Genomic DNA, 21,481 nt, shown 5'->3' on the forward strand with positions numbered 1-21,481 from the left:
AACCAATGAAACCGATATCCGATAAGAAATATAAACGACAAGAAAAGAAAAGCTTCTTTGCAAAATGGCGCTTTTTTATCGTTTATGGTCTGATTTTTATCGCAGTCATCGGACTGGTCGTACATTTAGTGATTTTGCAGGTATTTGCGCCTGAGAAGCTGATTAAAGAGGGTGATAAACGCTCTATTCGTCATCAGGAAATTACCATGCCAAGAGGCACCATCACGGATCGTTCGGGACGTATTTTAGCCGTGAGTATCGGCATGCAAGATGTGTGGGCCGATCCGAAAATTATTAATCAACAAAACGGCGTTGATGTGAACGATACTCGTTGGCGTGCATTAGCCGATGGTTTAGCCATACCAGTGACCGATTTAGCTAAAAAACTCAATGGTAACAGTTCGCGATTTGTTTATTTATCGCGCCAAATTACCACCGAAGTCGCGGATTATATTCGCCATCTAAAACTACCTGGTATCTATTTTGAGCCTTCATCGAAAAGATATTATCCCGCGGGTGAACAACTTGCGCAGTTAGTCGGTTTTACCGATATTGATGGTAATGGCGCGGAAGGTGTTGAGCGCAGTTTTAATAGCTGGTTAACCGGTGAATCTGGCCTAAGAACGATCAGACGAGATCGCTTTGGCCGTGTGATTGAAGATATCAATTCGGTTGCCGGAGAAGTTGCTCAGGATGTGGTACTAAGTATCGATGAACGGCTTCAAAACTTAGTTTTCAAAGAGCTCAGTCTGGCGGTGGAGTTCAATAAAGCGGTATCAGGTACAGCCGTATTGGTTGATATCAAAACCGGTGAAGTGCTAGCGATGGCAACAAGCCCCTCCTATAATCCCAACAACCGCACCGATTTTCAGCGTGATCTATTAAGAAACCGCGCCGTGACCGATGCCTTTGAACCGGGTTCAACGGTCAAACCGTTAGTGGTGATGGCCGCCTTAGAAAATAATATTGTGACGCCAACAACAATCATTGATACCCGACCATTTTATGTTAACCGATTCGAAGTGAAGGATGTTTCTCCACAGCGCGAGTTATCGATACAAGGTATTTTACAAAAGTCCAGTAATGTTGGCGTGAGTCGATTGGCACTACAGATGGACCCAGCTAAAGTGGTCGAGTTTTATTCAAGGTTTGGTTTAGGTCAACCCACCAATTTGGGCTTAGGCGGTGAAACCAAAGGGACGATTTCAGCGAATCGTAAACACTGGTCAGACATTGAACGCGCAACTTATGCGTTTGGTTATGGCTTGATGGTGACCCCATTACAGTTAGCACGTGCTTATGCCACGATTGGTAGTTATGGTATTTATAAGCCTGTTTCGATATTACGTGTCGATGATCCCGTGAAAGGGACGCGCGTGGTGCAAGAAAGTATCGCTAAAACTGTCGTACAAATGATGAAAACGATTGCAGAAACCGGAGGCGGTATTCGAGCTGCTGTGCCTGGTTATAGCGTGGCAATTAAAACCGGTACGGCCAAAAAAGTCGGCAGTTCGGGTAAGTATATTAATGAATATATTGCTTATACCGGTGGGATTGCACCGGCCACAGCACCAAAATACTCGCTAGTTGTGATTATCGATAATCCTAAAGCCGGTCAATATTATGGTGGCTCGGTATCCGCGCCGGTTTTTAGCCGGATTATGGGGGGGGTACTGAGAACTATGAATATCGAGCCTGATAAACCGATTGAGAATTCTCCGGTGATGAATTAAATAGAATCAAGGTTGAAAAAACAGTATGAAGCATGGCCATTTACAAGCACTCTTTACCTATTTGGGTCTCAATATACAAGAGATAGCCGATAATGTGCTGGTATTACCAATAAATAATTTAATTATCGACAGCCGTAAGATTCAGCTGAATGATATTTTTATTGCTTTGAAAGGCCATCATGTTGATGGCCGAAATTATATTGATCAAGCGGTATTATCCGGCGCTGTCGCCGTATTATGTGAGTCTGACTCACCACAACAAGATAAACAGATTCGTTTTTATCACAGTGCACAAAATCAATGCGTACCCGTGGTTTATCTTGCTCAGCTGAGTGAACGATTATCCGCTATCGCGGGCTTTTTTTATCAGCAGCCTTCAAAGCAGATGACCTTAGTCGGTGTGACCGGCACCAATGGCAAAACCACTATTACACAATTATTAGCGCAATATGTTCAGCTGTTAGGTGAGAAAAGTGCCGTAATGGGGACGATTGGTAACGGCCTCTATGGGCAGTTAACACCGTCGCAAAATACCACCATGTCAGCGGTTGAGGTTCAGGCAACTTTAGCCAGCTTTGTTGCGCAGCAGGTGCAGTTTACGGCGATGGAGGTTTCATCTCACGGTTTGGTTGAGCATCGCGTCGCGGGTCTCTATTTTTCGGCAACCATATTTTCTAATTTGAGCCGTGATCATTTAGATTATCACGGCAGCATGGAAGCTTATGCGCAGGCGAAATGGTCGCTATTTGATCCGCAGCATGCAGCAGTTGCGCAAGGTGGCATTGCGGTGATTAATGCTGATGATGAAGTTGGCCGACAGTGGTTATTGCAGTGCCCGGATAGTGTTGCTTTTTCAGTCAATTCCGAAAATTATTCGTTCATCAAGACCTGTGCCTATTATATGCTGGCTTCGCAGATCAGCTACCATAATGATGGCCTCTCGCTGATGATTGACTCAAGTTGGGGACAGGCGCAATTAGAGACTCAGCTGATTGGTCAGTTTAATGTCCAAAATTTATTAGCGGTACTTGGCACACTGTTAGCACTGGGCTATCCGCTCAATCAACTTGTTGCACAAGCTCAATATTTGCGTCCAGTACAGGGCCGCATGGAGATGTTTGTGGCGGCACAAAAGCCTTTGATGATTGTTGATTATGCCCATACGCCAGATGCTTTAATGAAAGCGCTTGAGGCAGCACGTCTGCACTGCCAAGGTAAACTCTGGGTGATTTTTGGCTGCGGTGGTGATCGTGACCGCGGTAAACGGCCGTTAATGGCGAGAGTGGCGCAAGATTATGCCGATAATGTGATGATTACTAGCGATAACCCGCGCACCGAGAACGAACAACAGATTATCGATGATATTGCACAAGGTCTGCTAGATAACAAGTCAGTATGGATAGAACTCGATCGGGAAAAGGCGATTGCCCAAGTGTTCGCCTTGGCACAGCATGACGATACTATTTTAGTGGCCGGAAAGGGTCATGAAGATTACCAAATTATCGGTGATCAGAAACGATATTATTCAGATCGGCAGACCGTGGCTAATTTATTAGGAGTGATACAATGATTGCGTTATCAATTCAGCAACTCGCTGAGATTCTTCACGCTACATTGGTTGGCGTCATAGATCCGGCTATGATGGTACGAGATGTGTCGACGGATACGCGTAAAATTGTGCCGCAATCAGTCTTTTTTGCCTTAACCGGTGAACGTTTTGATGGACATAATTATGTTGAACAAGCCATCGATAGTGGTGCCAGTGTTGCTGTGGTCAGTCGTCGCATCGCCAATGGGCTCCCCCAGTTAGTGGTAAATGATGTGTTGAAAGCGTTAGGTCAATTCGCGCATTGGAACCGCCGACAAGTTAATACGCGGGTGGTTGCTTTAACCGGTTCAAGCGGTAAAACCTCGGTTAAAGAGATGACGGCGGCTATTTTAAAAAATCTCGGACAAACGCGTTATACTCAAGGCAATTTAAATAATGATATCGGCGTACCGTTAACCTTGTTAGCTCTGCAACCTGATGATAAATATGCAGTTATTGAACTGGGTGCCAATCATATTGGCGAAATTGCTTATACGACAGAACTAACGGGCTCGGAAAGTGTCTTAGTAAATAATATTGCCGCGGCTCATCTGGAGGGATTTGGATCACTCGCTGGGGTGGCAAAAGCGAAAGGTGAGATATTCATAGGATTACCTGCATCAGGCGGTAAGGCCTTGCTTAATTATGACAGTTATTCGCCAGAATGGTTAGCCGGGCTGAAACAGCATCAGGTCTATTTTTTCTCATTGCAGTCAGATCAAGCCGACTATTTTGCCAGTGATATTGTTGAATCAGGCTCGCAAACGACTTTTACTCTGCATACGCCTGAGACGCATTTTTTAGTGCGATTGCCGTTAATTGGTCGGCATAATGTGAGTAATGCTATCGCGGCAGCCGCGCTGGCGATGTCGGTTGGCGCGACCGTTAATCAGGTTGTCGAGGGGTTATCACATTTGACGCCAGTCAAAGGGCGCCTGTTTCCGATTATCTTAAATCAGTCACAGCGAATTTTTGATGACACCTATAATGCCAATGTCGGATCAATGTCAGCCGCGATTAACGTGCTGGCTGATCAGCCCGGCTACCGCATTTTTGTGGTTGGCGATATGGGCGAACTGGGACAGGATGCGGTCGCTTGCCATCAGCAGATTGGTGAACTGGCGAAAGCAGCAGGGATTGACTTAGTCTTGAGTTTTGGTCATTTGAGTCAACATATCAGTGCCGCAACGGCCGAGGGTCAACATTTTACCGATAAAGCGGCGCTGGTTGAAATATTAAAAACAATGATTAAAATACATCCCTCGCTGACGATTTTAGTGAAAGGTTCGCGAAGCATGCGGATGGAACAAGTGATAGAGCCATTAATCAAACATGAGTAAGATAACAATGATGATGATACAAGGATTTACCCTATGTTACTTTGGTTAGCAGAATATTTAGTCAAACACTTTACCTTTTTTAATGTATTTACCTATTCAACGGTGCGTTCGATTTGTGCGCTATTAACCGCGCTCTTTATTTCTCTAGCGATGGGGCAAAAAGTGATTGATTGGTTGCAAAAATTACAAATTGGTCAGGTCGTTCGTCATGATGGTCCAGAATCCCATTTAAGTAAACGTGGTACGCCAACTATGGGCGGTACGCTGATTGTTGCGTCGATTACGATTTCGGTTATTTTATGGGCTAACTTGTTAAATCCTTACGTCTGGATTTCTCTCTTTGTACTGATTGGTTATGCGATTGTTGGTTTTGCCGATGACTATTTGAAAGTGATCCGTAAAAATACCCATGGTTTGATTGCTCGCTGGAAATATTTTTGGCAATCGGTGATAGCCCTAATTGCCGCATTTGTGCTATATGCCTATGGTAAAGATACTGGCGTCACGCTATTAGTGGTGCCCTTTTTCAAAGATGTCATGCCGCAATTAGGTCTGTTATTTATCCTACTGGCCTATTTTGTCATTGTGGGTGCCGGTAATGCGGTGAATTTAACGGATGGTCTGGATGGATTAGCCATTATGCCAACGGTTTTGGTCGCGGGTGGATTAGCCTTAGTGGCCTGGGCGACCGGCAATGTTAATTTTGCTGAATATTTGCATATTCCCTATATTAAATATAGTAGTGAGTTGATGATTGTCTGTACCGCGATTGTTGGTGCTGGATTGGGCTTTTTATGGTTTAACACTTATCCTGCAATGGTTTTTATGGGGGATGTGGGTTCGCTAGCGCTCGGCGGGGTGTTAGGTATTATTGCAGTATTATTACGCCAAGAGTTCTTACTGTTGATTATGGGCGGGATTTTTGTGATTGAAACTTTATCGGTGATACTACAGGTCGGTTCTTATAAGCTAAGAGGTAAACGTATTTTTCGGATGGCGCCAATTCATCATCATTATGAGTTGAAAGGTTGGCCAGAACCTCGCGTTATTGTTAGATTTTGGATTGTATCATTGATGTTAGTGATGATCGGTTTATTAACGCTGAAATTGCGTTAATAGTGCTCACAAAGAGGCGAGTGACATGAATTATCAAGATAAAAATGTTGTTATTGTTGGGTTAGGTATAACCGGATTATCCTGTGTAAATTATTTTTTATCTAAAGGCGTTGTGCCACGTGTCATTGATACCCGAAGCCAACCACCAGAACTTGATAATTTAGATAAACGGATACAATACCATGTGGGGAGCTTGCTCAAAGAGTGGTTACTGGCGGCTGATTTAATTGTCGTCAGCCCGGGTATTGCCTTATCAACACCGGAATTAAAAGCCGCGGCAGAGAAGGGTATTGAGATTATTGGTGACATTGAGCTGTTTTGCCGGGAAGTGAATCAGTCACCCGATAAAAAAGTGGTGGCTATTACTGGCGCTAACGGTAAAACCACCGTCACGACACTGGTCGGTGAGATATTGACAGCGGCTGGTGTTAAGGTGGGTATTGGCGGTAATATCGGTTTACCCGCCTTATCTTTACTGGAACAGGACAATGATTTTTATGTTCTGGAGTTATCGAGCTTTCAGCTAGAAACCACCTACAGTTTGCAGGCTAATATTGCCACAATTCTAAATATTACTGAAGATCATATGGACCGCTATCCGGGCGGGATGCCGGAGTATATTCAAGCCAAACAGCGCATTTATCATCATGCACAAGTCTGTATTGTCAATTGTGATGATGCGTTAACGCTGCCTAATGGACGTTATAGTGATCGCTGTATTGAGTTTGGTGCCAGCCAGGGCGATTATACTTTAGATAAAAATCGGGAAAACTTTTTGATTCAAGGGGTGCCGGTTTTAAATACGTCATTGATGAAATTAGTCGGTTTACATAATTATACCAATGCACTGGTCGCTTTGGCGATTGCGGATAAATTAGCGATCACGCGTAATGTCAGTTTATCGGTCATTCGCGCTTTTAATGGCTTACCCCATCGTTTTGAGCTGGTTCATGAGTTTAAGGGCGTACGCTGGATTAATGACTCTAAAGCGACCAATGTTGGCAGTACTGAAACGGCGTTAAACAGTCTGGTGTGTAAAGGTCATCTCTATTTACTACTTGGCGGTGACGGTAAAGCGGCTGATTTTTCACGTTTGATCCCTTATCTACAAGGCAATAATATCTCTGTTTTTGCGTTTGGTCGTGATCGTCAATTGCTGACTAGTTTACGACCTTCGATATCAACCCAAACCACAACCATGGAACAGGCGATGCGCCAAATTGCTGAAAAAGTGCAAGCCAATGATGTGGTGTTACTATCGCCAGCTTGTGCCAGCTTGGATCAATTTAAAAATTATATGGATCGGGGCAATCAATTTAGAGTGCTGGCTCAGGAGCTCGGTGTATGAAATGGTTTGTCATCAGAAAATCGATAGACTGCACCACCAAACATTACGATAGTAGTTTGCTTTGGTGCGTCTTAGGATTAATGATGATTGGTATCATCATGGTGACGTCGGCGTCTATGCCAATTTTGGATAGTCATCCTTTTGCTTATACCCAAAAAGAGCTGGTTCACTTATCGCTTTGCTTTATGTTGATGCTATTGGTGATGAGCATTCCGATGCAGCGATGGCAGCAGTGTAGTAGTATTTTATTATTAGTGACTATTGTTTTATTAGTGGCGGTTCTGTTTGTGGGGTCAACGATTAAAGGCGCAGCGCGTTGGCTACCATTAGGCGTCTTCAACTTCCAGCCTGCAGAGCTGTCTAAATTAGCACTGTTTAGCTATTTAGCCAGTTATTTAACCCGTAAATCCGCTGAAGTTCAGCGGAGTTTTTGGGGCTTTTTTAAACCGATGACGGTAATGTTAGTCTTATCTTTACTGTTGTTGAAACAACCTGATTTGGGCACCGTAATAGTCCTGTTTGTTGTGACATTAGGGATCTTATTTATTGCTGGTGCACGTTTGTGGCAATTTATTGCGATTGTTTTAACCGGACTGTTCTCGGTTATTCTGCTGATTTTATTTGAACCTTACCGAATTAAACGAGTAACCACCTTTTTAGAGCCTTGGCAAGATCCTACTGGCGCCGGTTATCAATTAACCAGCTCATTAATGGCAATAGGTAATGGCGGACTGTTTGGCCAGGGATTGGGTAACTCAGTGCGAAAACTCGGCTATCTTCCTGAAGCCCATACCGATTTTATCTTTTCTATCATTGCTGAAGAACTCGGTTTTATCGGTGTGGTACTGATTCTCATTTTATTGCTATTTTTAGCTATCAAAGCCATGTCGATTGGTTATCGGGCACTACAGGCAGGTATGCAGTTTTCTGGCTATTTTGCTTGCCAAATTGGTATTTGGTTTGGCTTTCAAACCTTTGTTAATGTGGGGGTGACATCGGGTATGTTACCTACCAAAGGATTAACCTTACCCTTTATCAGTTATGGTGGCTCAAGTTTATTGATTATGAGCGTTGCGGTCGCTATCTTATTGAGAATCGATTTTGAATATCGCCAGTTGAAAACGCAAGCGCGTGCAAGGAGTGCATAATGTCTGAGCAATCAGAGAATTCTATTTTGCAGTCGAAAAAATTATTGGTCATGGCAGGCGGCACCGGCGGTCATGTTTTTCCGGCACTGGCGGTGGCGCAGCTGCTGATTAAACAGGGCTGGCAGGTTCGCTGGTTAGGTACGGCTGATCGTATGGAGGCGCAATTAGTCCCTCAGTACGGTATTGAGATTGATTTCATTAAAATATCGGGATTAAGAGGCAAAGGTCTAAAAGCGCTATTAATGGCACCAATCAATATCTTTAAAGCGGTTTGTCAGGCGCGAAAAATGATTAAGGCCTATAACCCTGACGTGGTACTGGGAATGGGCGGTTATGTTTCTGGTCCTGGCGGTCTGGCCGCTAGGCTGTGTGGCGTGCCGATCGTTTTACATGAACAAAATGGTATTGCCGGTTTAACTAATAAATGGCTCGCTAAATTTGCAACCAAAGTATTACAAGCGTTTCCCTCGGCCTTCAAAGATGCGCAAGTAGTCGGTAACCCAGTTAGATCTGATGTAATTGCTTTACCTCAGCCGGCAGTGCGTTTTCGTGATAGAGAAGGCCCAATTCGCGTGCTGGTGATGGGTGGAAGTCAGGGCGCTCAAGTACTGAATACCGTGATGCCGACAGTCTTTACCCAGTTATCCAATCAGATCGTCATTTGGCATCAAACCGGTAAAGGGGCGCAGCAGAAAGTCTTAGCGGCCTATGCGCAGGCTGACCTAATGGGTAGCCAAGTCACCGAGTTTATTGATGATGTAGCGGGCGCTTATGGCTGGGCCGATGTGATTGTTTGTCGTAGTGGTGCTCTAACGGTGAGTGAAATTGAAGCTGCCGGCGTTGCGGCGATTTTTGTCCCTTTTATGCATAAAGACCGTCAGCAATATTGGAATGCGATGCCACTACAAGATGCCAAAGCGGCAGAAATTATTGAACAACCTGATTTCACGGTTGAAAAAGTGGTCAATTTATTACAAAAATGGGATCGCGATATCCTATTAAGTATGGCTGAGAAAGCGCGTGCTTTAGCCATTATCGACGCAACTGAGCGAGTTGCTGACGTAATTAAACAAGTCACTAAACAAGTCGCTAAATAAGTAGTCGACAACAGGATATCGGCTATTTGATACATTGATTTGAGATGAGAAAATAACGTGAAGACGATTAAGTTAGAAGAGTTGCGTATGATCATTCCTGAAATGAAAAGAGTTAAACATATTCATTTCGTTGGGATTGGTGGCGCCGGTATGGGCGGTATTGCCGAAGTATTAGTTAATGAGGGCTATATGATCAGCGGTTCGGATATTGCCGATAATACCGTGATAGACCATTTACGTTCACTGGGCATCATCGTGACGATTGGCCACCACGCCGACAATATTGTTGGTGCGAGTGTGGTGGTGATATCCAGCGCCATTCCTGATGAGAATGAAGAAGTGGTTGCTGCCAGAGAGGCCCGTATTCCGGTTATTCAGCGCGCTGAGATGTTAGCAGAATTAATGCGTTTTCGTTATGGTATTGCTGTTGCAGGAACCCATGGCAAAACCACAACCACCGCGATGGTCACGTCCATTTATGCGGAAGCGAATTTAGATCCAACTTTTGTCAATGGTGGCCTGGTCAAAGCTGCCGGTACGCATGCCAGATTAGGCAGTAGCCGATATTTTATCGCCGAAGCAGATGAGAGTGATGCCTCATTCTTACATTTGCAGCCGATGGTGTCGATTGTCACCAATATCGAAGCCGATCATATGGACACCTATCAAGGTAATATTGAGAATTTAAAGCGAACTTTTATTAATTTCTTACGCAACTTACCTTTTTATGGTCTAGCCATAATGTGTATTGATGATAATATCAACCGCGATTTATTACCGATCGTTGGCCGTAAGATTATCACTTACGGTTTTAGTGATGATGCTGATGTAAGAATCAGCGATTTCTATCAAGAGAAATCGACCAGTTTCTTTACTGTGCATCGACCAGCGCTGCAACCTTTAAAGGTTGAGCTCAATGCACCTGGCCGTCATAATGCCCTAAATGCGACAGCCGCGATTGTTGCTGCCACAGAAGATGGCATTGAAGATGATTTTATTTTAGCTGCTTTAGCTAAATTTGCCGGTACAGGCCGCCGCTTTGATTTTATGGGTAACTATGTCCATCCAGAGGGTGGTGATGTGATGTTAGTTGATGACTATGGCCATCATCCCAGTGAAGTTGATGTCACCATCAAGGCGGCCAGAGATGGCTGGCCTGAGCGCCGGTTAGTGATGCTGTTTCAGCCGCATCGTTATAGCCGCACCCGCGATTTGTATGATGATTTCGCAAATGTGTTATCTCAGGTCGATGCCTTAATTATGTTAGATGTCTATCCGGCGGGTGAAAAACCGATTGCTGGTGCAGATAGTCGTTCGCTTTGCCGAACCATTCGTAATCGTGGTAAAGTTGATCCCATTTATGTGTCAAGTCTGGATAAAATACCGCAGGTGTTATCTGAAATTTTACGTGGTGGAGATTTATTGTTAACGCAAGGGGCAGGTAGCGTCGGACGCGTTGCGCGTCACCTTGCGGAAATTAAGCTTTTTTCTGAGTAGTGATTGAGGTTTTTTTATGTCAGACAAAGTCGCAGTATTATTAGGTGGCACTTCAGCTGAGCGTGATGTGTCACTAAACTCGGGTAAAACCGTATTAGAAGCGTTAATTGCCAGTGGCATTAATGCGGTGGGTATCGATCCAAAAAATTATGCATTGACCCAATTAAAAGAAGATGGATTTACCCGTGTTTTTATCAGTTTACATGGACGCGGTGGTGAAGATGGTATTGTGCAGGGATTACTCGAATATTTAGATCTCCCTTATACCGGTAGTGATGTGCTCTCCTCGGCGTTAACCATGGATAAACTGAAAACCAAACAAGTTTGGCAATCATCAGGATTACCGGTCACCGATTATGTGGTTGTCACCAAGCACTGCGTAGTGGCTGTCGATGATATCATCAGCAAAGTGGGATTACCGCTGATTGTTAAACCGATTCATGAAGGTTCAAGCGTCGGTATGAGTAAGGTTTTTGAGGCCGCTGCGCTGATGCCAGCGCTCAATGAAGCGTTTAAATTTGATGATACGGTGTTAGTGGAAACCTGTTTAACCGGCCCTGAGTTTACGGTCGGTATTGTCGGCGAGCAGGTGTTACCGTCAGTGCGGATTGTGCCGCAAACAGCTTTTTATGATTATCAAGCAAAATATGATTCAGATGAAACCCGTTATTTTTGTCCGGGCGGCTTATCTCAAACGCAAGAAGATGCTTTAAAAGCGCTAGCTTTGAAAGCTTATCAGGCCGTAGGCTGTTCAGGCTGGGGACGTGTGGATATCATGCTCGATGGTGATGGCAATCCTTATTTACTCGAAGTCAATACCGCGCCTGGTATGACTAGCCATAGTCTGGTTCCGATGGCGGCAAAACAGCATGGCTGGCCTATTAATGAGTTGGTTTGCCGCATTTTAGCGCTGGCTGATTAAGCGCAATATAGATGAAACAATGAAAAAAGTACGTCAGGCCGCACCGAAAAAGGTGATTAACAAGAAAAAGCGTCGCTGGCTGTTTCAGAGTACTGAACAGATTGTCGGTTTTTTCTTTTTCCTGTTTGTCATCGCAACGACAGTCTGGGTTGTTGATAGCTTAGTGCGTTGGTTAGATAATCCTGAGCAAGCGGTGTTGTCACAGCTAACGATTACCGGCGATCGCCAGTTTACCCGTGATCAGGATATTCGCGAGGCAATATTATCGTTAGGGTTGCCGGATACTTTTGTTGGACAAGATGTTGATGTTATTCAGCAAGAAGTGTTAAGGTTACCCTGGATTAAACAGGTGAGTGTACGAAAGCAGTGGCCGGATAAACTGATTGTGAATATACTCGAGTACCATCCGATCGCCCACTGGAACGACGCTTTTTTATTGGATGAACAAGGAACGGTATTTAGTTTACCGCCTGATCGGCTCTCACAACAGGATTTGCCTTTACTCTATGGCCCTGAAAATAAAGAGCCGAGTGTGCTTGAGATGTATCAACATTTTTCAACTTTAATGGCACAAATGCGTAACGACCAGGACCAAGTTAAACTGGTGATGACCTCGATTAGCGTGAACGAGCGTTATTCATGGTCGGCTAAAATAAAACCTTGTATAAAAACAACGAATAAAGAACAGGGTTTGCTTTGTATGGATAATCAAAATATCGATATTATAATCGGCAGAAAAAAACTTGATGACCGTTTAAAACGCTTTATGATGATATATCCAGAAATTCAGGCACAAACCACCGCGGATGAGCGTATTCATATTGTTGATTTGCGTTATGATAATGGCGCGGCAGTAGAACGATCAACAGTGATTAATAAATAAGCAGTGAGGATTAAAGGCTAAAAGCATGAAGTTAACAGAAAGGAAGCTCGTCGTAGGACTCGAAGTCGGCACGTCAAAAGTATTGGCGTTAGTCGGTGAAATTTTACCGGATGGTATTGTTAATGTCATTGGTGTTGGCCACTGTCCATCAAAAGGTGTCGATAAAGGCGGCGTGAATGATTTAGAATCGGTGGTCAAATCGATTCAGCGTGCCGTTGATCAGGCTGAATTAATGGCTGATTGTCAAATTTCATCGGTCTATTTGTCACTGTCAGGCAAACATATTCGTTGCCAAAATGAGATTGGTATGGTGCCGATTTCTGACGAAGAAGTGACGCAAGATGATGTCGACAATGTGATTCATACCGCAAAATCGGTCAGAGTATTAGATGAACATCGGATTTTACACGTGATACCGCAAGAGTACTCGATTGATTTACAAGAGGGCATTAAAAACCCGATTGGTTTATCTGGGGTCAGAATGAAAGCTAAAGTGCATCTGATTACCTGTCACAATGATATGGCTAAAAATATCGTTAAAGCTGTCGAACGTTGTCATTTAAAAGTCGATCAGTTGATCTTTTCTGGTTTAGCCTCGAGTTATGCGGTATTAACCGAAGATGAAAAAGAGCTCGGTGCCTGTGTGGTTGATATCGGTGGGGGAACTATGGATATCTCGGTCTATACCGGCGGTGCTTTACGTCATTCGGCCGTGATTCCTTATGCAGGTAATGTGGTGACCAGCGATATTGCTTATGCTTTTGGTACGCCACCAATGGATGCGGAAAATATCAAAATTCGTTATGGCTGTGCGATCGGTGCTTTAGTCGGTAAAGATGATTTCATTGATGTACCAAGTGTTGGTGGTCGTCCGTCAAGACGACTACAGCAACAAACCTTAGCTGATGTGATTGAACCGCGCTATACCGAATTATTGAATCTGGTCAATAAAGAGATTCATACCTTACAAGAGATACTGAAACAACAAAATGTCAAACATCAGCTGGCTGCCGGTATTGTATTAACCGGTGGATCAGCACAAATTAAAGGTTTAGTGGAGTGTGCTGAGCGCGTTTTCCAGACACAAGTTCGTGTTGGTGAACCGCTGAACATCTCAGGCTTAACTGATTATGTGCAAAAACCTTACTGCTCAACAGCGGTCGGGCTTTTACATTACGGTAAAACCAGAATTTTAGCCGATGATTCCGAAGGCAAAAATAAAAAGTCAGTGACAGGAATTTTTAAGCGCGCAACAGGCTGGTTTAAAAAAGAATTTTAATATAAAACGTGACAATTATATACGTGACATTGTACAAGCATGATTGTACAATATTAGCAAAGCGTGATGTAAAGCGTAAAATTGGAGAAGGATTATGTTTGAACCTATGGTAGCAACTAACGAACCGGTAATTAAAGTTATCGGCGTCGGTGGTGGTGGCGGAAATGCGGTTGAGTATATGGTAGTTGAGCACATTGAAGGTGTTGAATTCTTTGCTGCCAATACTGATGCTCAAGCATTAAGAAAATCAAAGGTAGGTCAAACCATTCAGATTGGTAGTAGTATTACTAAAGGTTTAGGTGCAGGAGCGAATCCTGAAGTTGGTCGTACTTCAGCAGAAGAAGACAGAGAAAGTATTCGTAATGCACTTGAAGGTGCTGATATGGTCTTTATCGCCGCCGGTATGGGTGGCGGAACCGGAACAGGTGCGGCGCCTGTTGTGGCTGAAATTGCAAAAGAGTTAGGTATCTTAACGGTGGCCGTTGTGACTAAACCGTTTAGTTTTGAAGGTAAAAAGCGAATGGCTTTTGCCGAGCAAGGTATTGCTGAACTTGCCCAGCATGTTGACTCATTAATTACCATCCCAAATGATAAACTACTCAAAGTATTGGGCCGTGGCGTGACGTTATTAAATGCGTTCTCAGCTGCCAATGGTGTCTTAATGGGCGCAGTACAAGGGATTGCAGAATTGATTACCCGTCCAGGTTTAATCAATGTGGACTTTGCCGATGTGCGTACCGTGATGTCAGAGATGGGTTATGCCATGATGGGATCGGGTAAAGCAACGGGTGATAATCGTGCTGAAGAAGCCGCTGAGATGGCGATTTCTAGTCCATTACTAGAAGATATTGATCTTTCTGGTGCCAGAGGCGTGTTAGTCAACGTGAGTGCTGGTTTAGATTTAAGCTTAGAAGAGTTTGAAACTGTCGGTAATACCGTCAAAGCGTTTGCATCTGATAATGCGACGGTTGTGATTGGTACAACGCTGGATCCGGAAATGTCTGATGAAATTCGGGTCACTGTTGTCGCGACGGGTGTGGGTATGGATAAACGTCCTGATGTGAAAGTGGTCTCTTCATTAGCTTCGCGTACAGCGGCACCTGTTGAGTCGCCACGTTATCAGCCGGCTGTTGCGGCGACAACGCCAGTCCATCAAGAAGTGAGACCTGCACAAGTGGTTAATGATCAACCTGCTGCTGCGCCAGTGAGTAAAGAAGATTATTTAGATATTCCTGCCTTTTTACGTAAACAGGCAGATTAATTGAACGCTTTATCAAAAATTGAGTCTTAATAAATATAAAGTATAAAGATGTTAGGGTAGTTAAGGTAGTGAGGGAATTATGGTAAAACAAAGAACACTAAAACGTACGATACAGACAACGGGTGTTGGTTTACATACAGGTAAAAAAGTGACGCTTATTTTAAGACCTGTGGCAGAAAATACCGGAGTTATTTATCGTCGTACGGACCTCAATCCGCCGGTAGATTTTCCTGTTGATGCCAAATCAGTTCGCGATACGATGCTCTGTACTTGTCTGGTGAATGAAGCTAACGTACGTATTTCAACCGTTGAACATATCAATGCGGCTTTAGCGGCACTGGGTATCGATAATATTATTATCGAAGTTGATGCGCCAGAGATTCCGATTATGGATGGTAGTGCGAGTCCATTTATCTATTTACTGCTTGATGCCGGCATTGAAGAGCTCAATGCGCCGAAAAAATTTATTCGTGTCAAAGAGACGATCCGTGTTGAAAAAGACGACAAATGGGCGGAGATTAAGCCTTACAACGGATTTAAACTTGATTTCACGATTGATTTTAATCATCCGGCCATTGATGCTAGCTCGCAGCGTTATCAGTTAGATTTTTCTGCTGATGCTTTTATGCGTGAAATCAGCCGCGCGAGAACCTTTGGTTTTATGCGTGATATCGAATACTTACAATCACAAGGTTTATGTCTTGGTGGTAGTTTAGATTGTGCGATTGTGGTTGATGATTATCGTGTGTTAAATGAAGATGGTTTGCGTTTTGAAGACGAGTTTGTGCGTCATAAAATGCTGGATACCATCGGTGATTTATATATGTGTGGACACAACATTATTGGTGAAGTCACCGCTTATAAATCAGGCCACGCCTTAAACAATCAATTACTGCAAGCACTGCTGGCTAACCAACATGCATGGGAATTTGTGACCTTTGAAGATGAACAAAGTGTACCGTTAGCTTTAGGAACAAAAAGCTTAGTTCATGCTTAATTGAGTTTTAAGTTTTTCTCTGAAACGCTTTCATCTGCTCAGATGTGAGCGTTTTTGTTTTTCTACTTCTAAGCGGATTATCTCACTATGAAAAACAGCCATTTTTTTGCCCATTTATCTCGTCTTAAACTGATTAGCCGCTGGCCACTAATGCGTAATGTACGAACCGAGAATGTGTCCGAGCATAGCTTGCAAGTCGCTTTTGTCGCTCATGCCTTAGCCGTGATTAAAAATAAGAAGTTTGCCGGTCAGGTTGATGTGCAGCGGGTTGCGTTGCTGGCCATGTATCACGACGCTTCGGAAGTGCTTACCGGAGATATGCCAACGCCAACCAAATATTACAATCCACAAATTACCCATGAATATAAGAAAATCGAGAAAATCGCCCAGCAAAAATTGATTGATATGCTGCCTGATGAGCTACGCGATGATTTCCGGCCTTATATTGATGATGACTATTACAGTGACGATGAAAAGCATTTGGTTAAACAAGCGGATGCTTTATGTGCTTATCTTAAAACGATTGAAGAGATGAGTGCTGGTAACAATGAGTTTAAACTGGCCGAACAGCGTCTGAAGAAAACTCTCTCGGAACGCAATAGTCCAGAAATGGACTATTTTATGCACGTGTTTGTGCCAAGTTTTAGTCTGTCGCTGGATGAAATCACCTTACCGTAATTGCCGCTTTATTTGTTGATGATTGGTATGATTTTAGCCGGGACTCATATCATACTAAGCTGTTTATTCTGTGACCCATTCTCGAAAATTATCACCGCTGATCAAGCCTTGACTTAAATAAAGGGTTGCATATTTAGCCATCCTGTATATAATCACAGTTATCTGTATAAATAGACAGGATTCAAAGATGAAAGCCTTAACTGCACGCCAACAGCAGATCTATGATCTGATTAAATTGCATATTGCTAAAACCGGTATGCCACCAACACGGGTCGAAATTGCCAATCAACTCGGTTTTCGTTCAGCTAATGCTGCCGAAGAGCATCTCAAAGCCTTAGCCCGTAAAGGTGCTATCGAGATGATCGCCGGATCCTCCAGAGGGATTCGTCTGCTATTAGAAAGTGATGAAGCGATGGAGGGCTTACCGTTAATTGGCCGTGTCGCCGCAGGATCGCCGATTTTAGCCCAAGAGCACATTGAAAGTCATTATCAGGTCGATCCGGTGCTGTTTAAACCGAGTGCTGACTTTTTACTGCGCGTTAGCGGTATGTCAATGAAAAATATTGGTATTTTAGATGGTGACTTACTTGCGGTGCATAAAACTCAAGATGTACGTAATGGTCAGGTGGTTGTGGCGCGTATTGATGATGAAGTGACTGTTAAACGGCTTGAGCGTAAAGGCAATAAAGTCAGATTAATCGCTGAAAATGAAGAGTTTATGCCAATTGATGTGGATTTGGCTGAACAAGAGTTTGCTATCGAAGGCTTAGCGGTGGGTGTGATTCGTAATGCCACCTGGATGTAATTGAATTTTAGTATTTTACTTTAACGCCCTGAGTGCTAATATAACCCGAATAATGCTTGATAAGCATGATTATTCGGGTGTTTTTTTATCTGCTGCGTATATCGAGACAGGGTCAGCATAAATCAATATCGACTGTAATAATTATTTTGGAGAGACTCTTATGATCTGGTTTGCGCTGTTTCAGTTACTCGGTTTTATCGCCCTGATTGTGTTGATCGTACTCTATTGCCGTATTCGAAAAGTCGGTTTTTGGTCACTGATTTGGCAGCATTTAAAGTGGTTTTTTGCCGCGGCGGTGGTTATCTTTATTATCATCTCGATTATCTGCTGGCGACCGCTCTATAGCACAACACAATGCTATTTTCGTGGCGTGAGTATGCATGCCGATACCAAGTACTCATGGTATCTGGGCGAGTGTCAGTTTAAAACCAGCTCAGGCTCTTATGTGCCATTAACCCGCGGACGCGGGATCCCAGAAGGGCACGATAATCAATTGCTGGATGATCCGCAAGATATTTACTAACCGTCTGATTCCCTAACCGATAAGCCTCATACTAAACGATGGGGTTTTTTATTGCATCAATAACGCGTGAACTGGTTTACCGATTAGCCTCTAAACTGCGTCTCTACAATTCTTCTCTACAATTTACGTCGATACCAGGCATCTCAATACCTGATATCGCGTTATGCTGGTTTTAGTCTTTGGGTCTGTTAAGCTGCCTTTCGGCGAAAGCCAGCGTCACAATGCCCAGCATAATCAGGCCGGCACCCAGAATACGCAGTGTTGAGAGGCTATCATTAAATAGCCAAACCGAGGTCAGCATGACCGTGATAACCTGCATATGCGAAATGGCAAAGGCTGGACCAATCGGCGCCTTTCTTAATAAGATCATCCAGGTCGCGAAAGCGCCGCTGTAGCTCAATATGGTGAGATACATCCAGCCACTACTCAGCACTCGTCCCACCCAGTCAATATCCCACACAAATGGCATCGCTGCCAGCGCGGTATATTTAAAACAGAGATGGCCAAAGGTATCAAAAAACAGCAGTAATGAAAAACCGCTCAGATAAAATCGCCACATTAGCCAAACCCTACCATGATGACGCCCAGTGTGATAAGTCCGATTCCCATAATACGTAAACTCGTCAGCGGCTCAGCAAATAACCAACGCCCAACCAGCATCACCGTGATCATATTGGCTGACGCCATCAAGATGGCAACGGACAATGGCACCAGACTGACAAAAGCCAGCCATAACAAAAACTGCAGCAGATAGCTGCCAATGCCCAGCCAGACCCAGTAGTTAGTAAACAGATTGAACCAATATACCCAACCGTTCACCTGATTAGGCTGCATCGCAGCGTATTTGAAAGCGGTTTGTCCTAACGTATCCAGGCCAACATTAATCAGCCAAAGCAGGATGATCCAAACGGTCACGTTGAGAGGATATCCAGAACACTTTCTGGCGGCCGACCAATACGCGCTGACTGCTCAGTCACAACGATGGGGCGCTCAATTAATATCGGATTAGCCTGCATTGCCGTCAGTAGCGCCGCTTCAGATAAGTCAGGATTATCTAACTGTAAGGCTTGATAACAGTCCTCTTTGGTGCGCATCAACTCTCTGGCTGAGTGCATCCCGAGTTTACTGAGCAAGGTTTTGAGTTCGGCAATCGTCGGCGGCGTGTCTAAGTAGCGTATCTGCTCCGCCTCAATGCCCTGACTTTCTAACAATGCCAAGGTTTCACGACTTTTAGAACATGTTGGATTGTGGTAGATGATAACGTGTTGTGATGTTTTTGACATATCCGTATCTCTGATGATCATATAATTGACAGGCTATAGTATAGGGCAAAGCGCGCATTACACCAATAGTTTGCTGTCAGAGGATAGATGAGCGGCAGGGGCTGTTTTGTATGATTGGTGGTTTATATAGGTGCCAGCCCTATCTGCTCAAGATTAAGATGACCGGCTTACCGGCAGTGCTGACAAGTACCTTGAATTTCCAGCACGCTATGTTGGATGGTAAACTGATCCTGCTTGGCCATAGCTTGCAGCTCCTGTTCAATAATCGCTGAGTGCTGCTCGTGAATGGTTTGACACTGATTACAGATAAACAGAATCGAGATATGGCTTAAGTCATCAAAATTAGGACAGATAATATAACTATTGAGCGATTCCACTTTATGGATAAAGGCTTGTTCAATTAAAAAATCTAGCGCCCGATAGATGGTAGGAGGCTTTGCCTGTGGCTCAATTTCACGCAGCTGATCGAGCAGATCATAGGCGCTCATGGCGCGATCGGCTTTTAACATCAACTGAATAACCGCTTTACGCTGCGCGGTTAAACGGATATTACGTTTGGCACAGATCATCTCGATTTTGGTCAGGGTATGCTCGTGGCATAGCTGACTGCTTTTGGCATGATGATGCTGGGGATTATCACATTTTTTCATCTTATTGCTGCTCTTTCGCGCGCCGGCGGCGAATCTCTTTTGGATCGCCTAACAGTGGCCGATAAATTTCAATCCGATCGCCAGCCTCAGCAATGTCATCAAGCTCAACGCGTTGACCGTATACACCGACCGCTAAGGTACTGATATCGAGCTGACACTGCGTTAAAAAGCCAGATTGTTTAATCGCGGCCAGTACTGTCGTACCCTCAGCAACCTGACACTCAAGCAGCGTAATATCTGCGGGCAGGGCGTATACCACGCTTAACTTAATCACCGTAAACCTGCTTAGCCCGTTTGCTGAAGGCGTCAACCATATTGGTCATGATCTCTTTAAAAATACGACTGAAAGCCAGTTCAATCAGTTTACTTTTAAATTCAAAGTTCAAGTTTAAGCCAATATTACAACGCTGATCATCCAGCGGCGTAAAAGACCAATAACCGCTAAGTCGGCTAAATGGACCATCCACCAGTTCGATCATAATTTTAGTGTGCTCAATCAGGGTATTTTTGGTGATAAAACGTTTGCGAATCCCCAACTTTTCAACCTCAATAAACGCCGTAATGACGTTATCTTGTTGTGAAAGAATACCACTGTGAATACAATCCGGCACAAACTGCGAATAGGCATTAATGTCATTGACGAGATCAAACAGCTGTTTGGTACTATAAGATTCTGAAACTGAATAACAAATTTGAGGCATAGCTAATCTGAATAGTTAAAATTTTTGCCATTATAGCATATATCCGCTTATAAAAATAAATCTTAATCACAACATATTGATCCAATTAACGCTTTTTATGGCATAATAATCGGTAATAATCATTTTAGGTAATGAGTAAGTATGGTTAAGAAAAAAACATATAAACCGGGCTCGGCAACCATTGCCATGAACAAAAGAGCACGGCATGAGTATTTTATCGAAGAAGAGTTTGAAGCTGGTCTTGAGTTACAGGGCTGGGAAGTCAAATCGATGCGCGCGGGTAAAGCCAATATCAGCGACAGTTATGTGATCTTTAAAAATGGCGAAGCTTGGCTGTTTGGTGCCACCATCACGCCGTTAAATGTAGCTTCTTCGCATGTAGTCTGTGATCCAACCCGTACGCGTAAACTACTACTTAACCAGCGTGAGCTGGACTCTTTGATAGGCCAGGTGAGCCGTGATGGCTATACCGTGGTAGCGCTCTCCCTGTACTGGAAAAATGCCTGGGCTAAAGTCAAAATTGGTACCGCCAAAGGTAAAAAACAACATGATAAACGCGAAGATATCAAAGATCGGGAGTGGCAACGCAGTAAAGAGCGTATGATGAAAAATGCCAACGTACGTTAATCCGC

The 21,481-nt window shown here is 43.8% G+C and carries 22 protein-coding genes and 1 pseudogene; 17 read left to right on the top strand and 6 right to left on the bottom strand.

Annotated features, from left to right (window positions below):
• Positions 1-5 precede the first annotated feature (5 nt).
• From ftsI to RHO15_04230, 16 genes and pseudogenes are all read left to right on the top strand, one after another.
• Positions 6-1,733, top strand: a complete 1,728-nt coding sequence (gene ftsI, locus RHO15_04155; protein ID WVD64713.1) for a peptidoglycan glycosyltransferase FtsI — start codon at positions 6-8, stop codon at positions 1,731-1,733.
• Between the two features lie 25 nt (positions 1,734-1,758).
• On the top strand, positions 1,759-3,303 hold the full coding sequence (gene murE / locus RHO15_04160; protein WVD64714.1) for a UDP-N-acetylmuramoyl-L-alanyl-D-glutamate--2,6-diaminopimelate ligase: 1,545 nt from the start codon (positions 1,759-1,761) through the stop codon (positions 3,301-3,303).
• Positions 3,300-4,661 carry a UDP-N-acetylmuramoyl-tripeptide--D-alanyl-D-alanine ligase gene (gene murF / locus RHO15_04165; GenBank protein WVD64715.1) on the top strand — a complete coding sequence of 454 codons (1,362 nt, stop codon included), beginning with the start codon at positions 3,300-3,302 and terminating at the stop codon, positions 4,659-4,661. Before murE ends, murF begins: the two co-directional genes overlap by 4 nt.
• 33 nt (positions 4,662-4,694) lie before the next feature.
• Complete coding sequence (mraY, locus tag RHO15_04170) at positions 4,695-5,777, top strand: phospho-N-acetylmuramoyl-pentapeptide-transferase (protein ID WVD64716.1); 1,083 nt, start codon at positions 4,695-4,697, stop codon at positions 5,775-5,777.
• A gap of 25 nt (positions 5,778-5,802) precedes the next feature.
• Positions 5,803-7,125 carry a UDP-N-acetylmuramoyl-L-alanine--D-glutamate ligase gene (gene murD, locus RHO15_04175; GenBank protein WVD64717.1) on the top strand — a complete coding sequence of 441 codons (1,323 nt, stop codon included), beginning with the start codon at positions 5,803-5,805 and terminating at the stop codon, positions 7,123-7,125.
• 14 nt (positions 7,126-7,139) lie between these two features.
• Positions 7,140-8,273: pseudogene (gene ftsW, locus RHO15_04180) on the top strand (cell division protein FtsW).
• Complete coding sequence (gene murG, locus RHO15_04185; GenBank protein WVD64718.1) at positions 8,273-9,370, top strand: undecaprenyldiphospho-muramoylpentapeptide beta-N-acetylglucosaminyltransferase; 1,098 nt, start codon at positions 8,273-8,275, stop codon at positions 9,368-9,370. Before ftsW ends, murG begins: the two are co-directional and overlap by 1 nt.
• A gap of 102 nt (positions 9,371-9,472) precedes the next feature.
• Positions 9,473-10,867 carry a UDP-N-acetylmuramate--L-alanine ligase gene (gene murC, locus RHO15_04190; protein WVD64969.1) on the top strand — a complete coding sequence of 465 codons (1,395 nt, stop codon included), beginning with the start codon at positions 9,473-9,475 and terminating at the stop codon, positions 10,865-10,867.
• 16 nt (positions 10,868-10,883) lie between these two features.
• Positions 10,884-11,789 (top strand): D-alanine--D-alanine ligase, encoded by a 906-nt coding sequence (locus tag RHO15_04195; GenBank protein ID WVD64719.1) that lies wholly within the window; start codon positions 10,884-10,886, stop codon positions 11,787-11,789.
• A 19-nt stretch (positions 11,790-11,808) separates the two neighbouring features.
• Positions 11,809-12,672: an FtsQ-type POTRA domain-containing protein gene (locus RHO15_04200; protein ID WVD64720.1), complete on the top strand. Its 864-nt coding sequence runs from the start codon at positions 11,809-11,811 to the stop codon at positions 12,670-12,672.
• A gap of 25 nt (positions 12,673-12,697) precedes the next feature.
• The gene (gene ftsA / locus RHO15_04205; protein WVD64721.1) at positions 12,698-13,951 is read left to right on the top strand and encodes a cell division protein FtsA; all 1,254 of its coding nucleotides are present in this window, start codon (positions 12,698-12,700) and stop codon (positions 13,949-13,951) included.
• 94 nt (positions 13,952-14,045) lie between these two features.
• Positions 14,046-15,212 (top strand): cell division protein FtsZ, encoded by a 1,167-nt coding sequence (ftsZ, locus tag RHO15_04210; protein WVD64722.1) that lies wholly within the window; start codon positions 14,046-14,048, stop codon positions 15,210-15,212.
• A gap of 79 nt (positions 15,213-15,291) precedes the next feature.
• Complete coding sequence (gene lpxC / locus RHO15_04215) at positions 15,292-16,209, top strand: UDP-3-O-acyl-N-acetylglucosamine deacetylase (GenBank protein WVD64723.1); 918 nt, start codon at positions 15,292-15,294, stop codon at positions 16,207-16,209.
• Positions 16,210-16,296: 87 nt separating this feature from the next.
• Complete coding sequence (gene yfbR / locus RHO15_04220) at positions 16,297-16,887, top strand: 5'-deoxynucleotidase (protein ID WVD64724.1); 591 nt, start codon at positions 16,297-16,299, stop codon at positions 16,885-16,887.
• A 187-nt stretch (positions 16,888-17,074) separates the two neighbouring features.
• Positions 17,075-17,692, top strand: coding sequence for a transcriptional repressor LexA (gene lexA / locus RHO15_04225; protein ID WVD64725.1), 618 nt, complete (start codon positions 17,075-17,077; stop codon positions 17,690-17,692).
• Positions 17,693-17,852: 160 nt separating this feature from the next.
• On the top strand, positions 17,853-18,215 hold the full coding sequence (locus RHO15_04230; protein WVD64726.1) for a hypothetical protein: 363 nt from the start codon (positions 17,853-17,855) through the stop codon (positions 18,213-18,215).
• A gap of 172 nt (positions 18,216-18,387) precedes the next feature.
• On the opposite strand, the gene RHO15_04235 is transcribed toward RHO15_04230, so the two are convergent.
• From RHO15_04235 to RHO15_04260, 6 genes are all read right to left on the bottom strand, one after another.
• Positions 18,388-18,774: a hypothetical protein gene (locus RHO15_04235; protein ID WVD64727.1), complete on the bottom strand. Its 387-nt coding sequence runs from the start codon at positions 18,772-18,774 to the stop codon at positions 18,388-18,390.
• On the bottom strand, positions 18,774-19,130 hold the full coding sequence (locus RHO15_04240) for a hypothetical protein (protein ID WVD64728.1): 357 nt from the start codon (positions 19,128-19,130) through the stop codon (positions 18,774-18,776). The genes RHO15_04235 and RHO15_04240 overlap by 1 nt, the downstream gene beginning before the upstream one ends.
• On the bottom strand, positions 19,127-19,498 hold the full coding sequence (gene arsC, locus RHO15_04245) for an arsenate reductase (glutaredoxin) (GenBank protein WVD64729.1): 372 nt from the start codon (positions 19,496-19,498) through the stop codon (positions 19,127-19,129). Before arsC ends, RHO15_04240 begins: the two co-directional genes overlap by 4 nt.
• Before the next feature lie 167 nt (positions 19,499-19,665).
• Entirely contained in the window at positions 19,666-20,148 is a 483-nt protein-coding gene (zur, locus tag RHO15_04250) for a zinc uptake transcriptional repressor Zur (protein WVD64730.1), read from the bottom strand.
• Position 20,149: 1 nt separating this feature from the next.
• Positions 20,150-20,422, bottom strand: a complete 273-nt coding sequence (locus RHO15_04255) for an RnfH family protein (protein WVD64731.1) — start codon at positions 20,420-20,422, stop codon at positions 20,150-20,152.
• On the bottom strand, positions 20,415-20,849 hold the full coding sequence (locus tag RHO15_04260) for a type II toxin-antitoxin system RatA family toxin (protein ID WVD64732.1): 435 nt from the start codon (positions 20,847-20,849) through the stop codon (positions 20,415-20,417). Before RHO15_04260 ends, RHO15_04255 begins: the two co-directional genes overlap by 8 nt.
• 141 nt (positions 20,850-20,990) lie before the next feature.
• Between RHO15_04260 and smpB the strand changes: the two genes are divergently transcribed.
• Positions 20,991-21,476, top strand: a complete 486-nt coding sequence (smpB, locus tag RHO15_04265) for an SsrA-binding protein SmpB (protein ID WVD64733.1) — start codon at positions 20,991-20,993, stop codon at positions 21,474-21,476.
• Positions 21,477-21,481 lie beyond the last annotated feature (5 nt).

Source organism: Orbaceae bacterium lpD01 (genome assembly GCA_036251705.1).
GTDB lineage: Bacteria > Pseudomonadota > Gammaproteobacteria > Enterobacterales > Orbaceae > Utexia > Utexia brackfieldae.

Bases quoted from the DNA above. Each gene is read 5' to 3' on its own strand.
- RHO15_04260 (WVD64732.1), bottom strand. From the start codon at position 20,849: ATGCCTCAAATTTGTTATTCAGTTTCAGAATCTTATAGTACCAAACAG.
- RHO15_04195 (WVD64719.1), top strand. From the start codon at position 10,884: ATGTCAGACAAAGTCGCAGTATTATTAGGTGGCACTTCAGCTGAGCGT.
- mraY (WVD64716.1), top strand. From the start codon at position 4,695: ATGTTACTTTGGTTAGCAGAATATTTAGTCAAACACTTTACCTTTTTT.
- murC (WVD64969.1), top strand. From the start codon at position 9,473: ATGAAAAGAGTTAAACATATTCATTTCGTTGGGATTGGTGGCGCCGGT.
- RHO15_04235 (WVD64727.1), bottom strand. From the start codon at position 18,774: ATGTGGCGATTTTATCTGAGCGGTTTTTCATTACTGCTGTTTTTTGAT.
- lpxC (WVD64723.1), top strand. From the start codon at position 15,292: ATGGTAAAACAAAGAACACTAAAACGTACGATACAGACAACGGGTGTT.
- murE (WVD64714.1), top strand. From the start codon at position 1,759: ATGAAGCATGGCCATTTACAAGCACTCTTTACCTATTTGGGTCTCAAT.
- murG (WVD64718.1), top strand. From the start codon at position 8,273: ATGTCTGAGCAATCAGAGAATTCTATTTTGCAGTCGAAAAAATTATTG.
- ftsA (WVD64721.1), top strand. From the start codon at position 12,698: ATGAAGTTAACAGAAAGGAAGCTCGTCGTAGGACTCGAAGTCGGCACG.
- ftsI (WVD64713.1), top strand. From the start codon at position 6: ATGAAACCGATATCCGATAAGAAATATAAACGACAAGAAAAGAAAAGC.
- yfbR (WVD64724.1), top strand. From the start codon at position 16,297: ATGAAAAACAGCCATTTTTTTGCCCATTTATCTCGTCTTAAACTGATT.
- zur (WVD64730.1), bottom strand. From the start codon at position 20,148: ATGAAAAAATGTGATAATCCCCAGCATCATCATGCCAAAAGCAGTCAG.
- smpB (WVD64733.1), top strand. From the start codon at position 20,991: ATGGTTAAGAAAAAAACATATAAACCGGGCTCGGCAACCATTGCCATG.
- murF (WVD64715.1), top strand. From the start codon at position 3,300: ATGATTGCGTTATCAATTCAGCAACTCGCTGAGATTCTTCACGCTACA.
- arsC (WVD64729.1), bottom strand. From the start codon at position 19,498: ATGTCAAAAACATCACAACACGTTATCATCTACCACAATCCAACATGT.
- RHO15_04200 (WVD64720.1), top strand. From the start codon at position 11,809: ATGAAAAAAGTACGTCAGGCCGCACCGAAAAAGGTGATTAACAAGAAA.
- RHO15_04230 (WVD64726.1), top strand. From the start codon at position 17,853: ATGATCTGGTTTGCGCTGTTTCAGTTACTCGGTTTTATCGCCCTGATT.
- ftsZ (WVD64722.1), top strand. From the start codon at position 14,046: ATGTTTGAACCTATGGTAGCAACTAACGAACCGGTAATTAAAGTTATC.
- murD (WVD64717.1), top strand. From the start codon at position 5,803: ATGAATTATCAAGATAAAAATGTTGTTATTGTTGGGTTAGGTATAACC.
- lexA (WVD64725.1), top strand. From the start codon at position 17,075: ATGAAAGCCTTAACTGCACGCCAACAGCAGATCTATGATCTGATTAAA.